This is a genomic window from Georgenia sp. AZ-5, assembly GCF_043952095.1.
Taxonomy (GTDB): Bacteria; Actinomycetota; Actinomycetes; order Actinomycetales; family Actinomycetaceae; genus Georgenia.
The window spans coordinates 2,797,603-2,811,164 of sequence record NZ_JBINOU010000001.1 but is presented as its reverse complement, the minus strand read 5'-3'; the positions used below and the strand labels follow the sequence as shown (position 1 = coordinate 2,811,164).

Sequence of the window (13,562 nt, the reverse complement as noted above, 5' to 3'; positions counted from 1 at the left end):
GGTGAGCTGAGTGACCGCGCTGTCGCCGCCGGCCACGCTGGGCGAGCGTGTGGGGGCGCTGCTCGGTCGCAACATCGTCTACCTCGCGTTCCTGATCATCCTCGTGGTCTTCGCGATCATCCTCAGCGACCGCGGCTTCCTGACCGTCGGGAACCTCACCACCATCGTCCGGCAGACCGCGCCGATCACGGTCATGGCCGTCGGCCTGACCTTCACCCTCAGCGCCGGCGAGATCGACCTCTCCATCGGCTCGACCGTGGCGCTGTCCGCGACCATGGGCGCGATCGCCCTGCGCGACTACGGGCTCGCCGCCGGCATCGTGGGCGGCCTGGCCGTGGGGGTCGTCATGGGCCTGGTCAACGGCCTCGTCACCGTCCGGCTCCGGGTGCCTTCGTTCCTCGTCACGCTCGGGACCCTCGGGATCGGCCAGGGACTCGCGCGCAAGGTGACCGACCTCCAGGCGGTACCCGTCCAGGACGCCACCTTCACCTCCTGGTTCGGATCCGGATCGGTGGGGCCGATCTCGAGCCTGCTGATCTGGACCGCGGCGGCGGTGGTCGTCGGGCACGTCTTCCTGAAGCACACGCGCTTCGGGCGTCACACGCTGGCGACGGGAGGCGCCCCCCGGGCGGCCGCGTACGTCGGCATCCGCACGGGCCGCATCCGGGTCGCGGTCCTGGTCATCAGCGCCATGACCGCGGCCCTCGCCGGCCTGCTCTACGCCGGTCGCCTCCACGGCGCGCGCTACACGCTGGGGGAGGCCGACCTGCTGACCGTCATCGCCGCCGTCGTCGTGGGGGGCACGCACCTCTTCGGCGGGCGCGGCACCGTGATCGGCGCGCTCTTCGGCTCCCTGATCCTCGGCATGCTCAACAACGGCCTGATCCTCATGGGGCTCGACGTCTCCGACCAGATGATCGCGCGCGGGGCCATCATCGTGCTGGCGGTGGCACTGAGCCTGCGTGAGCCGAAGAGGATCTGAGGGGGTGAACCGTGTTCCTCGAGGCGCTGTCCCGCCGCAACCAGGCACTTCTCCGGGCCGCGACGGACCTGCACCGCCGCGGGATGATCCCGGCGAACAGCTACGTGCTCGACCTCGACGCCATCGAGGCCAACACGGCGACCTTCTGCCAGAGCGCTCACGGGCTCGGCCTCGAGGTCCTCGCCATGGCCAAGCAGCTCGGTCGCCCCGCCCCCGCCCTCGACGCGATCGTCCGGGGTGGCGCCGACGGGTTCGTGGCCGTCGACATGACGTGCGCCCGAGCCGTGCACGCCGCCGGGCACCGCCTGGGTCACCTCGGGCACCTGGTGCAGGTACCGCGCGGTGAGGCCGACGAGGCCGCCCGCGCGCACCCGTCGGTGTGGACCGTGTTCTCCATGGACAAGGCCCGCGAGGCGGCCGCCGCCGCCGGCCGGGCGGGGCGTGCGCAGGACCTGGTGGCCCGGATCCACGCGCCAGGCGACGTCTTCTACCCCGGCCACGAGGGCGGGTTCCCGGCCGACGAGATCGTCGGGGTCGCCGGAGCGATCGGGGCGACGCCGAACGCCCGGTTCGCCGGCGTCACGACCTTCCCGGCACTGCTGTTCGACCCGCGGGAGCAGGCCGTGCTGCCCACGCCGAACCTGCGCACCCTCGAGCGGGCGCGGCTCGAGCTGGAGGCCGCCGGCCACGAGCGCCCCGTGGTGAACGCGCCGGGGACGACGTCGACGGACGTGCTGCGCACGCTGGCCGACGCCGGAGCCACCCAGGTCGAGCCCGGGCACGGCCTCACCGGCACGACACCGCTCCACGCGGTCCGGGACCTTCCCGAGGTCCCTGCCATGCTCTACCTGAGCGAGGTGTCGCACCTCTACGGCTCTCGCGCGTACGTGTTCGGCGGCGGGCTCTACATCGACCCCGTCTTCGAGCCCTACCAGGTCCGTGCGCTCGTGGGCGGCTCGGCGGACGAGATCCTCGCCCGGCCCCCGGTGGCGGCCCAGCTGCCCCCGCCGTCGGCCATCGACTACTACGGCCAGCTCGACGCCTCGGAGCGGAGCATCGCCACCGGTGACACCGTCATCTTCGGCTTCCGCGCCCAGGCGTTCGTCACGCGGGCCTTCGTGGTGCCGCTCTCGGGCGTCTCCCGTGGGCAGGTCGCCGTCGAGGGCGTGTGGACCACCGACGGGCGGCGCGCCGCACGAGGTGGGGAGGCGCCATGACCGTCCGGCAGGAGGCACGGAAGGCCACGCGCGGCGAGGTGGTGCTCGAGGTCCGGGGCCTGTCCAAGTCCTTCGGTGGCGTGCAGGCGCTCGTCGACGTGTCCCTCACCCTGCGGTCCGGCGAGGTGCTCGGGCTGCTCGGTGACAACGGCGCCGGCAAGTCGACGCTCGTCAAGTGCCTGAGCGGCGTGTACCAGCCGGACGCGGGGGGCATCGTCGTCGACGGGCAGGAGACGACCCTCGACTCCCCGGCCACCGCGCAGCGGCTGGGGATCGAGACGGTCCACCAGGACCTGGGGCTGGTGGAGTCGCTCGACGTCGCCTCGAACCTCTTCCTCAAGCGGGAGCTGGTCAAGCCCGGCTGGGGCTGGCTGGGGTGGCTCGACAGGCGACGCATGATCCGGGAGTCCGAGGAGATCATCGCCGGGCTCGGGATCCGTATCCCGGGCGCCCGTACCGAGACCACCTACCTCTCGGGCGGGCAGCGTCAGGCGATCGCCATCGGCCGGGCGGTGGCCTGGGGCCGGCACATCGTGCTCCTGGACGAACCCGCCGCGGCGCTGGGGGTGGAGCAGTCGGCACACGTCCTCGAGCTCATCGACACGCTGCGGAGCCAGGGGGTGGCGGTCATCCTGATCAGCCACAACATGCAGCACGTCGTCCAGGTCTGCGACCGGGCCGTCGTCCTGAGGCACGGGCGGAAGGTCGCCGACCTCCCGGTCGACAGCACCAGCGAGCGGCTGCTGGTCGACCACATCGTCGGGGGCGCCGACCGCGCGCCCGTGATCGGGTCCAAGGACCGACGCGAACCAGAGGAGCGCTCATCATGAGTCGACCACGCAATCCCCGCGCGGCGGCGCTGGTCGTCGCCGCGGCGGCGGCACTGGCGGCCTGCGCGGACGGCGGAGGCGGCGGTGCACCTACGACCGAGGCCAGCCCGCCCGGGACCGCCACGACGGCGGCCCCCGGCGAGGAGCCGAGCCTGGAGTTCCGGGGCCCCAACGGTGAGGTCCCGGTTCCCTCGACGGAGCTGACCCTGAGCGACGAGGAGGTCGCGGAGGTCCGTGAGGGTGGCTACACGGCGGCGTTCGTCTGGCACGAGAACTCCGCATTCATCCAGGCCGTGGAGTCCGGGGTGCGGGAGTCCTTCGACGAGCTGGGCATCGAGGTGGTCGCGAGCACCAGTGCCGAGTTCGATGCCGCCCAGCAGGCGGCGAACGTCGAGACCGTGATGGCCAACGCGCCGGACATCATCGTCACCATCGCGGTCGACCCCACCACGGCCGCCGAGGCCTTCCGTCCCGCTGTGGACCAGGGCGTCCACATCGTGGTGCTGACCACGCCGCCCGCCGGCTACACCGCCGGGGAGGAGATCGTGGGCATCGTCACGGGCGAGCTCACGGCGTACGGCAGGGGCGCGGCCGAGATGCTCGGAGAGGCCCTGGACGGGCGGGGCGAGGTCGGGTGGATCTACCACGACGCCGACTTCTGGTTCACCAACCAGCGCGACCAGGCGTTCAAGGACTGGCTGGCCCATCTCTACCCGGAGATCGAGATCGTCGCCGAGGCCGGCTTCAGCGATCCGGCGCGCACCGAGGACATCGCCTCGGCGATGCTCACGCAGAACCCCGAGCTCAGCGGCCTCTACGTCGCGTGGGCGACGGCCGCCGACGGCGTGCTGTCCGCCCTGCGCGCCGCCGGCAGGCCCGAGGTGCGCGTCGTGACCAACGATCTCGACGAGACCATGACCCTCGACATGGTGGGCGGGGGCAACGTCGTCGGCGTGGTCGCCAACTCGGCCGTCCAGACCGGGCGCGACCTTGCGACGATGGCCGCGTACGGCGTCCTCGGCAAGGAGGCGCCTCAGATGGCGGTGACCGCCCCGGTGCCCACCACCGCCGAGAACCTGGCCGAGGGCTGGGAGGCCGAGTTCGCCGAGGAGCTCCCCGCCGATCTCCGGGACGCGGCAGGCGGCTGACCTCATGGCGCTCGACGCCCGCACCGTCAGGCAGATCGTCGACGAGGTCGACCGCAGACGCGAGTCCGTCGTCCGGTTCGCCGCGGATCTCGTCCGCATCCCCTCGGAGACCCACCCGCCGGGAGGGGACGAAGGACCCGTGCAGCGCTTCATCGAGGAGCGTCTCGCCCGGGCGGGTCTCGAGGTCGACGTCTTCGAGCCGTGGTCGGTGCCCGGGGTGCAGGAGCACCCGGGCTGGTGGCCGGGCCTGGAGTACACCGACCGGCCCAACGTGGTGGGCGTGCGCCGCGGGACGGGCGGGGGGCGGTCCCTCATCCTCAACGGGCACTGCGACGTCGTGCCGGCGGGCCCGCGCCAGCTGTGGGCGGACGACCCGTACGGCGGGGTCGTGAGCGGCGGACGGCTCTACGGCAGGGGAGCGGCCGACCAGAAGGGCGGGCTCGCCGCCATGATCGTCGCTGTCGAGGTCCTCGCCGACCTCGGCCTCCGGCCGCGCGGCGACGTCGTCGTCGAGAGTGTCGTCAACGAAGAGCTCGGGGGCTACAACGGCACCGTCGCGTGCTGCGCCAAGGGCTACCTCGCCGACGCGGCGATCGTGACCGAGCCGACCGGGCTCGAGGTGGTCGCCGCGACGAAGGGCGGCCAGACCTACAAGGCGACCGTCCCCGGCATCAACGCCCACCACGCCTGGTGGTGGCAGGGGGTGAGCGCGTTCGACAAGGCGATCGTGGTCAAGGAGGCGCTCGTCGCGTGGGAGCGACTCCGGGCGGCGGAGCTGAGCTCCACCCCCTACTTCTCCGACACGACGAGGCGCCCGCGCCCGGCCCTGGCGGACACCGTCTGGTACGTGGGGGCGGGGGACCCGAATCTGATGGCGTCACCCTCCAGCGCCGAGCTGCACTTCTGGGTGGACGTCCTGCCCGCGGACGACCGGGAGGCGATGCTCGCCCGGTTCGAGCGGTTCGTGCTCGACCGGGTGGCCGCGGACCCCTTCCTCGCCGCTCACCCGCCGCGGCTGGAGCGCGCCCTCATGCGCCCGTTCGACGGGGTGGAGGTTCCCGCCCACCATCCGGTGGTCAACAGCCTCCTGGAGGCCTTCGCGGCCGGGGCGGGGCGGCCCACGACCGTCGGCGGCCTGGACGCCGCCACCGACTCGATGATCTTCAATCTGTACACCGACACACCGGCCGTGGTGTTCGGCCCCACCGGGGGCGGCGCGCACTCCCCGGACGAGTACGTCGAGATCGACGGGCTCCTGGACTGCACCAAGACGCTCGCCGTCGCGATCGTCGACTTCTGTGGCGTCGCGGATGCCTGAACAGGCCGACGTCAGCCGTCGCGGCGGGCCGTGCCCGTGGTGCGGGCGGCGCCGTCGTGCGCGGCCTGCCGGCCGGCCGGCAGGCCCGAGACCGCCGCGGCGTGCCGCCGCCTGTGCACGACGACCGTTGCGGCGATGACCACGGCGAGCGCACCGATGCCGGCGATGCCCCGCGGGGAGCCGGCCGCCGCCGCCAGCGCCGCCTCCCACACCGCGAAGCCGATCGTGGAGTAGATGACCGCCCACGCCAGCGCGCCGGGGACCTGGGCGGCCGAGAACCGCACCCAGCCGATGCGGAGCACGCCGGCGCCGGCCATCACCATGGACTGAAAGCCCACCGTGAGGTACGCGAACGGCACGGCCACGAGCCCCCACCGCCGCAGCGCCTCGATGCCGCGCGCGGTGCCCTCCCCCTGCAGCCACCGGTACGCGCGCAGCCGCCACCCGGCGGCAGGGTGGGAGTGGCGCAGCGTCTGCTCGGTGACGACCCGCCCGAGCCAGTAGATCGCCTGCCCGCGCAGTGTGGCGCCGAGGTACAGGAACGCGAAGACGAGCCAGAACGGCCAGCTCGCCAGGAAGTCAGGCACAGGGCGCTCCCTCTGCCGGGACCGGAGCGGTACGTCGCCGCGTCGCACCGGTGAGACCGACCGGCCTCATGGGCCGTACTGCGCCGCGGCGCACGGCCCGCAGGTGCCGAACAGCTCGGCGGTGTGGTCCACCCCCACGAACCCGTTCTCCTGGGCGACCCGCGCCGCCCACCGCTCCACCGGCGCGCCGGCGACCTCCACGGTGCGCCCGCACTCCCGGCACACGAGGTGGTGGTGGTGCTCCTGGCGCTCGCAGCGGCGGTAGAGGCTCTCGCCGTCGTCGGTCCGCAGGACGTCGACCTCGCCGGCCTCGGCGAGCGACTGCAGCGTGCGGTACACGGTCGCCAGGCCTATGGACTGGCCCTCGGTGCGCAGCATCTCGTGCAGCTGCTGGGCGCTGCGGAAGTCCGCGGTCTGCCCGAGCAGGTCGCTGACGGCGGAGCGCTGCTTCGTCATGCGCAACATTCAGGCCTCCTCGGACACGGCCACGTCGTCCTCGACGTCCAGGTGCGGGTCCCGGGGGCGGACCTGCCGGACGAACAACGGACGCACGAGTGATGCTACGGCGTACACCGCGATGGCCAGCACGACGATGGTCGCGCCGGGGGAGAGCGGGTAGAAGTACGTCACCGTCAGGCCGACGACGGTCACCAGGACGCCGACGAGCATCGCCACCCGCATCGTGCTGGCGAAGGAGCGAGTGAGCAGCTGCGACACGGCCACCGGCACGATCATGAGCGCGGACACCAGGAGCACCCCGACCACCCGCATGGACACCGAGACGGTGAGCGCCGCCATGACCGCCACGAGGACGTTGAGCGTTCGCACCGGCAGGCCGGCCGCCCGTGCGAACTCCTCGTCGTGGCTCAGGGCGAAGAGGGCGGGACGCAGCCCGATGCCGACGCCGAGGACGACGGTCGCCAGGCCCGCGCTCAGCCACACGTCGAGCGTCGAGACGGTGGCGATGGAGCCGAACAGGTAACCGTTGAGGTTCGAGGTGGTGCCGCCGGCGATGCCGATGAGGAGCACGCCACCGGCGATGCCGCCGTAGAAGAGCAGCGCGAGGGCGACGTCGCCGCTGGTCTTGCCACGGTCCCGGACGACCTCGATGAGCACGGCGCCGATGATCGAGGCGACCACGGCACCCGGCACGGCGAGCAGGTCGTTGGGGGTGAGCCCGAAGGCGGCGCCGGCGAGCCAGCCCACCGCCACGCCGGTCAGCGCGACGTGACCGATGCCGTCCCCCAGCAGCGCGAGGCGCCGCTGGACCAGATAGGTGCCCATCACGGGCGCGGACAGCCCGACGAGCACGGCGACCACCAGCGCCCGCTGCATCAACGGGGTCTGCAGCATCCCCAGGAGACTGTCGAGCACGCTCACCACTCCACCTTCAGGTCGGGTGCCTGGCCGCTCGGCACGGCGCCCTCCTGGTGCGCGTGCACGTGGTCGTGGTCGGGCTCGTCATGGCCGTGCACGGGGGCGGGCGGTGCGCCGTCGTGGACCACGCGGCCGTGGCGCAGCACGACGCTGCGCCCGATGAGCCCGCTGAGCTCGCCAAGCTCGTGCAGCACGACGAGCAGCGTCGTGCCCGTCCCGCGCAGCGAAGCCAGCGTGGCGGCGAGCGCCTCCTTCGAGCCCCGGTCGATGCCGGCCAACGGCTCGTCCAGCACCAGCAGGTCGGGGCCGCGCACCAGCGCGCGCGCGATCAGCACGCGTTGCTGCTGACCGCCGGAGAAGACCTGGACGCTGTCCCCGGCGCGGTCGGCGAGGCCGACCTGCTCCAGGGCCGCCATCGCCCGGTCGCGCGCGGCCCGGCCGGGCCGCAGGCGCCGGTTGTCGAGCAGCCCGGCGACGACGACCTCCAGCGCGGTGGCGGGCACGCCGCCGCCGGCGCCGACCCGCTGCGGCACGTAACCGACGCGTCCCCACGGCACCTGGCCGTGCGATCGCTCGACGTCGACCCCGAAGAGCCGGACGTGGCCCCGTGCGACCGGGGCGACACCGACGAGGGCCTTGACGAGGGTCGACTTGCCGGACCCGTTCGCGCCGAGCAGCGCGACGGTCTCGCCGTGGTCGATGGTCAGGTCGATGCCGCGCAGGATGGTCGACCCGCCGAGGACCACGGCCAGGTCCTCGGTGACGATCGGGGCTTGGTCCATGGCTCCCGATGGTGCCATCCCGGCCACCTCCCCGACATGGCCCGACGTCATCACGCGCACCGCAGCCCGTCGCGCAGCGCCGCGAGGTTGGCGCGCATGACCTCCTGGTAGTCGAGGTCCTCGTTCAGCTGGGAGTCCAGCGGGTCGAGCATGCTCACCGCGATGCCGAGGTCGTCGGCGAGCGTCTCCGCGACCTCCGGGTTCACCAGCGTCTCCGCGAAGATCGTGCTCACGCCCTCGGCGCGGACGACCTCCGCCACCTCTGCCAGCCGGGCGGGGGAGGGCTCGGACTCGGGGTCGATGCCGGAGACGCCGACCTGCTCGAGGTCGTAGCGCTCGGTCAGGTACCCGTACGCCTCGTGGGCGACGACGATGGTGCGGACCTCGCACGCGGCCAGGCCGTCGGCGAGCTCGCCGTCCAGCGCCGCAAGCTCGCCGGCGAGCTTCTCGGCGTTCGCGCGGTACTCGTCGGCGTTGCCGGGGTCGACCTCGGCCAGCTCGTCGGCGACGCCGGTCGCCACCGCGGCCAGGCGTGTCGGGTCGAGCCAGAAGTGCGGGTCGCCGGAATGGTCGTGGGCGTCGGCGTCCTGTGACTCGGCCTCGGCGTGCGAGCCCTCCTCGGTATGGGCCTCATCCTCGGCGTGCGAGCCCTCCTCGGTATGGGCCTCGTCCTCGGCGTGGGCGTCCGTGGCGGCACCCGCGGTGCCGGCGAGACCGGCGACGTCCAGCGCATGCGCGGGGGACGCCTGGGCGACGGCGTCGTCGACGGCGGCCTGGAACCCGGAGAGGTACAGCACGACGCCGGCGTCACCGAGCTCGGCGACGTCGCGCGGGGCGAGCTCGAGGTCGTGGGCGTCGACTCCCGGCGGAGTGAGCGAGTCCACCTCGACGTTGTCGCCGCCGACCGTCTCTGCGACGTACTGCAACGGGTAGATCGAGGCGAGCACGTGCACGGCGTCGGTGGCTCCGCCCCCGCCCGAGGAGGAGCAGGCGGCGAGGGTCAGGGCTGCGGCGGCCGCGGTGGCCCCCGCCCGGCAGGCAGACTTGTTCATGAGCACGATTCTCAACGCAAGTGAGAATCGATGTCAAAATACGGCGCGGCACCGGCGTGCCCGCCGCCGGCCGGCGGGTGCCCGTGAGCCGGGCGGACAGGGCCCGTGAGCCCCGGGGCCGCGGCGCCCGGGTAGGTTGGGGCACGGACCTGGGGGCTCAGCCCCCCGTCCGCCGTCGCCCGCGCCAGCCAGGAGCGGGTCTGAGAGAGCCCGCACCCGCCAGGTGTGGGCCCAGCACCGGAACCGGAGTGATACGAAGTGGCCGCACCCTCGCGCCTGGACAACGTGATCAACCTCGCCAAGCGGCGGGGTTTCGTCTACCCCTCGGGGGAGATCTACGGCGGGACCCGCTCGGCCTGGGACTACGGACCCCTGGGCGTGGAGCTGAAGGAGAACATCAAGAAGCAGTGGTGGCGCGCGATGGTCACCTCGCGCGAGGACGTCGTCGGGATCGACTCCTCCGTGATCCTCCCGCGGCAGGTGTGGGTCGCGTCCGGGCACGTCGGCGTGTTCACGGACCCGCTGACGGAGTGCCTCAGCTGCCACAGGCGCTTCCGCGCCGACACCATGGCGGAGGAGTACGAGGAGAAGAAGGGCCACGCGCCCGAGAACGGGCTGGCCGACATCACCTGCCCCAGCTGCGGCACGCGCGGCCAGTGGACCGAGCCGCGCGACTTCAACATGATGCTCAAGACCTACCTCGGCCCGGTCGAGGACGAGTCCGGGCTGCACTACCTGCGCCCGGAGACCGCGCAGGGCATCTTCGTCAACTTCGCCAACGTCATGACCTCCGCGCGCAAGAAGCCGCCGTTCGGCATCGGCCAGATCGGCAAGTCCTTCCGCAACGAGATCACGCCGGGCAACTTCATCTTCCGCACCCGCGAGTTCGAGCAGATGGAGATGGAGTTCTTCGTCGAGCCGGGCACGGACGCCGAGTGGCACCAGTACTGGATCGACACCCGCACCGCCTGGTACACGGACCTGGGCATCGACCCGGACAACCTGCGCCACTACGAGCACCCCCAGGAGAAGCTCTCGCACTACTCCACGCGCACCGTGGACATCGAGTACCGCTTCGGCTTCCAGGGCAGCGAGTGGGGCGAGCTGGAGGGCATCGCCAACCGCACCGACTTCGACCTGACCACCCACGCCGAGCACTCCGGGCAGGACCTCAGCTACTTCGACCAGGCGAAGAACGAGCGGTGGGTCCCCTACGTCATCGAGCCGGCCGCCGGCCTGACGCGCTCGCTCATGGCCTTCCTCGTGGACGCCTACACCGAGGACGAGGCGCCGAACACCAAGGGCGGCGTGGACAAGCGCACCGTGCTGCGGCTCGACCCGCGGCTCGCACCGGTCAAGGCGGCGGTGCTGCCGCTCTCGCGCAACGAGCGGCTCTCGCCCGTCGCCAAGGAGCTGGCCACCGAGCTGCGCAGGTACTGGAACGTGGAGTTCGACGACGCGGGCGCGGTCGGGCGCCGGTACCGCCGCCAGGACGAGGTCGGCACGCCGTTCTGCGTGACGGTCGACTTCGACTCGCTCGAGGACCAGGCGGTCACCGTGCGCGAGCGCGACACCATGGCCCAGGAGCGCATCGGCCTGGACAAGGTCGCCGGCTACCTGGCCGAGCGCCTGCCCGGCTGCTGACGGCGCCGGGGGTGGCGGTCCGTCGCCCCCGGACGGCCTCCGCCCGCGCCGATGGCCGTGCCCTCGGCGTGGGCTCCGGCGCGTGCCGCCCGCGGGAGGCGAGCATGGGGTGGTGTCCCACTCCCACCTCCACACCGACGAGTCCCGCCTGCCTCCCGCGGACGCCCGCCGCGCGCGTCTGATCCTCGCGCTCCTCGTCATCCCCCTGCTGGCCGCCACGGTCGCCGGGGTGGTCCTGCTCTGGCCGCGCGGTGAGACGCCCGTCCGGTCGGTGCCGCTCACCGGTCCGGGCGTGACGCTGGAGAGCGGCACGGTGGTGGAGGTTCCCGAGGGCGGGGCGGCCGAGGGCTCGGTGCGCGTCGAGGTGCTCACCGGCGCCGGCGCCGGGCTCCGGGTGCCCGTCCAGGTGCCGCCCGAGGTCATGCCCAGCGTCGACGTCGGGGACGACCTGCGGCTGCTGCTGACGCCGCAGGCCATCGGGACCGGCAGCCCCTACGTGTTCTGGGAGTTCGAGCGCGAGGCGCCGGTCGGCATCCTCGCGCTCGTCTACGCCGTGTGCGTCCTGGCGGTCGCGCGCTGGCGCGGCCTGGCGGCGATGGCCGGGCTCGCCTCGTCCCTGGCGGTGCTCCTGATGTTCGTCGTGCCGGGCCTCATGCTCGGCCGGCCCCCGCTCCTGGTCGCGCTCGTCGCCTCCGGGGCGATGCTGTTCCTGTCGATCTACCTGGCGCACGGCGTCTCCATCCGGACGACCACGGCGCTGCTCGGCACGTTCATCGGGCTCGCGGTGACGGTGGTGCTCGGGATGTGGGGCACCGACGCCGCGAACCTCTCGGGCGGGGGGTCGGAGCAGGCCGTGACCCTGTCGATGACGTTCCCCGAGCTCACCCTCTCGGAGCTGCTGCTGTGCGGCATGGTCATCGCCGGGCTGGGCGCGCTGAACGACGTGACCATCACGCAGGCGTCCGCGGTGTGGGAGCTGCACGCCGCCAACCCTGCGCTGTCCCGGCGGCGACTCTTCGGCCAGGGGATGCGCATCGGCCGGGACCACATCGCCTCGACGGTGTACACGCTGGCGTTCGCCTACGTCGGCACCGCGCTGCCGATGATCCTGCTCGTGGCGCTGGTCGACCGCACCTTCATGGACACCCTGATGGCCGGCGAGATCGCCGCGGAGGTGGTGGGCACCCTCGTCGCCTCGATCGGCCTTGTCCTGGCGATCCCGGCGACCACCGCGATCGCCGCGCTCCTCGTCCGCACGGGCGGCCGGCGCGGGCACGACCACCACGCCGGCGAGGGAGAGCCCGGCAGCACGTCGCCCGCGCGGCAGGTGGTGCCATCTCACAGCGGTCCCGGTTGGGCGGGGGACGCCCCTCGGGGAGAATGACCCGGTGACTGTGCTGCAGATCGGTCCCGTGAGCCTGGGGAGCCCCGTCGTGCTGGCCCCCATGGCCGGCGTGACGAACCCCCCGTTCCGGCGCCTGTGCCGCGAGGCGGGCCTCGCCGGGCTGGCCGCCGCGGGCGGTGCGGCGCCCGGCGGCGCCCGCGGCACGCACGCGCCCGCGGGCCTGTACGTCACGGAGATGATCACCTCACGGGCGCTGGTGGAGCGCACGCCCGAGACGATGCGGATGATCACCCCGGACCCCGAGGAGCCGGTCCGCTCCGTCCAGCTCTACGGCGTCGACCCCACCACCATCGCCGCCGCCGTGCGGATCCTCGTCGCCGAGGACCGCGCCGATCACATCGACCTCAACTTCGGCTGCCCCGTCCCGAAAGTCACCCGCAAGGGCGGCGGCGGCGCGCTGCCGTGGAAGCGGGACCTCTTCGACGCCATCGTGACCGACGCCGTCGCCGCGGCCCGCGAGGCCTCGCGCGACCGCGACCACGAGGTGCCGGTGACGGTGAAGATGCGCATGGGCATCGACGACGACCACCTCACCTACCTCGACGCCGGCCGGCTGGCCGAGCGGGCCGGCGTCGCCGCCGTCGCCCTCCACGCCCGCACGGTCGCGCAGCACTACTCGGGCCAGGCCCGGTGGGAGGCGGTCGCCCGGCTCAAGGAGGCCGTGACCACCGTCCCGGTGCTCGGCAACGGTGACATCTGGTCCGCCGAGGACGCCGCCGAGATGATGGCCCGCACCGGCTGCGACGGCGTCGTGGTGGGGCGCGGCTGCCAGGGCCGGCCGTGGCTGTTCACCGACCTGGTCGCCGCCGCCCACGGCTCCGACGTCCGGGTCCGCCCCGGACTGCGCGAGGTCGCCGCCACGATCCGCCGTCACGCCGAGCTCATGGTCGACCACTTCGGCGACGAGGGCCGCGCCCTGCGCGAGATGCGCAAGCACATGGCCTGGTACCTCAAGGGCTATGTCGTCGGCGGCGAGGCCCGCCACGACCTGGGGCTGGTCTCCTCCCTGGCCGACCTCGACGAGCGTCTCGCGGCCCTGGACCTCGACCAGCCCTACCCGGGGGCCGGGGCCGAGGGCCCGCGCGGCCGCGCGGGCAGCCCCAAGCAGCCGCACCTGCCCGACGGCTGGCTGACCTCCCGGGAGGTCGACGCGGAGCTGCACGCGATGCTCGCCGAGGCCGAGCTCTCCGTCTCCGGCGGCTGAGCGGAGCCCGCCGGCC

13 protein-coding genes are annotated in these 13,562 nt (G+C 73.2%); 8 read left to right on the top strand and 5 right to left on the bottom strand.

Annotated elements, in window-relative coordinates:
* Positions 1-10 precede the first annotated feature (10 nt).
* Genes ACF0H8_RS13195 through ACF0H8_RS13175 form a run of 5 tightly spaced genes read left to right on the top strand, consistent with a single transcriptional unit; the run spans position 11 to position 5,495 of the window.
* The gene (locus ACF0H8_RS13195; RefSeq protein ID WP_395289358.1) at positions 11-982 is read left to right on the top strand and encodes an ABC transporter permease; all 972 of its coding nucleotides are present in this window, start codon (positions 11-13) and stop codon (positions 980-982) included.
* A gap of 11 nt (positions 983-993) precedes the next feature.
* Positions 994-2,199 carry an alanine racemase gene (locus tag ACF0H8_RS13190; protein ID WP_395289357.1) on the top strand — a complete coding sequence of 402 codons (1,206 nt, stop codon included), beginning with the start codon at positions 994-996 and terminating at the stop codon, positions 2,197-2,199.
* Positions 2,196-3,029 (top strand): ATP-binding cassette domain-containing protein, encoded by an 834-nt coding sequence (locus ACF0H8_RS13185; RefSeq protein ID WP_395289356.1) that lies wholly within the window; start codon positions 2,196-2,198, stop codon positions 3,027-3,029. Before ACF0H8_RS13190 ends, ACF0H8_RS13185 begins: the two co-directional genes overlap by 4 nt.
* Complete coding sequence (locus ACF0H8_RS13180; protein WP_395289355.1) at positions 3,026-4,177, top strand: substrate-binding domain-containing protein; 1,152 nt, start codon at positions 3,026-3,028, stop codon at positions 4,175-4,177. The genes ACF0H8_RS13185 and ACF0H8_RS13180 overlap by 4 nt, the downstream gene beginning before the upstream one ends.
* Positions 4,178-4,181: 4 nt before the next feature.
* The gene (locus ACF0H8_RS13175; protein WP_395289354.1) at positions 4,182-5,495 is read left to right on the top strand and encodes an ArgE/DapE family deacylase; all 1,314 of its coding nucleotides are present in this window, start codon (positions 4,182-4,184) and stop codon (positions 5,493-5,495) included.
* Positions 5,496-5,506: 11 nt separating this feature from the next.
* On the opposite strand, the gene ACF0H8_RS13170 is transcribed toward ACF0H8_RS13175, so the two are convergent.
* From ACF0H8_RS13170 to ACF0H8_RS13150, 5 genes are all read right to left on the bottom strand, one after another.
* Positions 5,507-6,082: a DedA family protein gene (locus ACF0H8_RS13170; protein WP_395289353.1), complete on the bottom strand. Its 576-nt coding sequence runs from the start codon at positions 6,080-6,082 to the stop codon at positions 5,507-5,509.
* A 66-nt stretch (positions 6,083-6,148) separates the two neighbouring features.
* On the bottom strand, positions 6,149-6,547 hold the full coding sequence (locus tag ACF0H8_RS13165) for a Fur family transcriptional regulator (RefSeq protein WP_395289352.1): 399 nt from the start codon (positions 6,545-6,547) through the stop codon (positions 6,149-6,151).
* Complete coding sequence (locus tag ACF0H8_RS13160; RefSeq protein ID WP_395290886.1) at positions 6,548-7,435, bottom strand: metal ABC transporter permease; 888 nt, start codon at positions 7,433-7,435, stop codon at positions 6,548-6,550.
* A gap of 23 nt (positions 7,436-7,458) precedes the next feature.
* The gene (locus ACF0H8_RS13155) at positions 7,459-8,259 is read right to left on the bottom strand and encodes a metal ABC transporter ATP-binding protein (protein ID WP_395289351.1); all 801 of its coding nucleotides are present in this window, start codon (positions 8,257-8,259) and stop codon (positions 7,459-7,461) included.
* Between the two features lie 32 nt (positions 8,260-8,291).
* Positions 8,292-9,293: a metal ABC transporter substrate-binding protein gene (locus ACF0H8_RS13150; RefSeq protein WP_395289350.1), complete on the bottom strand. Its 1,002-nt coding sequence runs from the start codon at positions 9,291-9,293 to the stop codon at positions 8,292-8,294.
* Between the two features lie 258 nt (positions 9,294-9,551).
* On the opposite strand from ACF0H8_RS13150, the gene ACF0H8_RS13145 reads away from it, so the two are divergent.
* The 3 genes from ACF0H8_RS13145 (at position 9,552) to dusB (ending at position 13,546) form a co-directional block, all read left to right on the top strand.
* The gene (locus ACF0H8_RS13145) at positions 9,552-10,937 is read left to right on the top strand and encodes a glycine--tRNA ligase (RefSeq protein WP_395289349.1); all 1,386 of its coding nucleotides are present in this window, start codon (positions 9,552-9,554) and stop codon (positions 10,935-10,937) included.
* A gap of 112 nt (positions 10,938-11,049) precedes the next feature.
* Complete coding sequence (locus ACF0H8_RS13140; RefSeq protein WP_395289348.1) at positions 11,050-12,321, top strand: YibE/F family protein; 1,272 nt, start codon at positions 11,050-11,052, stop codon at positions 12,319-12,321.
* A 4-nt stretch (positions 12,322-12,325) separates the two neighbouring features.
* Entirely contained in the window at positions 12,326-13,546 is a 1,221-nt protein-coding gene (gene dusB, locus ACF0H8_RS13135; protein WP_395289347.1) for a tRNA dihydrouridine synthase DusB, read from the top strand.
* Positions 13,547-13,562: the final 16 nt, after the last annotated feature.

Coding starts and splice junctions, on each gene's coding strand:
- ACF0H8_RS13165 (WP_395289352.1), bottom strand. CDS start 6,547: ATGTTGCGCATGACGAAGCAGCGCTCCGCCGTCAGCGACCTGCTCGGG.
- ACF0H8_RS13150 (WP_395289350.1), bottom strand. CDS start 9,293: ATGAACAAGTCTGCCTGCCGGGCGGGGGCCACCGCGGCCGCCGCAGCC.
- ACF0H8_RS13185 (WP_395289356.1), top strand. CDS start 2,196: ATGACCGTCCGGCAGGAGGCACGGAAGGCCACGCGCGGCGAGGTGGTG.
- ACF0H8_RS13160 (WP_395290886.1), bottom strand. CDS start 7,435: ATGCTGCAGACCCCGTTGATGCAGCGGGCGCTGGTGGTCGCCGTGCTC.
- ACF0H8_RS13175 (WP_395289354.1), top strand. CDS start 4,182: ATGGCGCTCGACGCCCGCACCGTCAGGCAGATCGTCGACGAGGTCGAC.
- ACF0H8_RS13180 (WP_395289355.1), top strand. CDS start 3,026: ATGAGTCGACCACGCAATCCCCGCGCGGCGGCGCTGGTCGTCGCCGCG.
- ACF0H8_RS13155 (WP_395289351.1), bottom strand. CDS start 8,259: ATGGCACCATCGGGAGCCATGGACCAAGCCCCGATCGTCACCGAGGAC.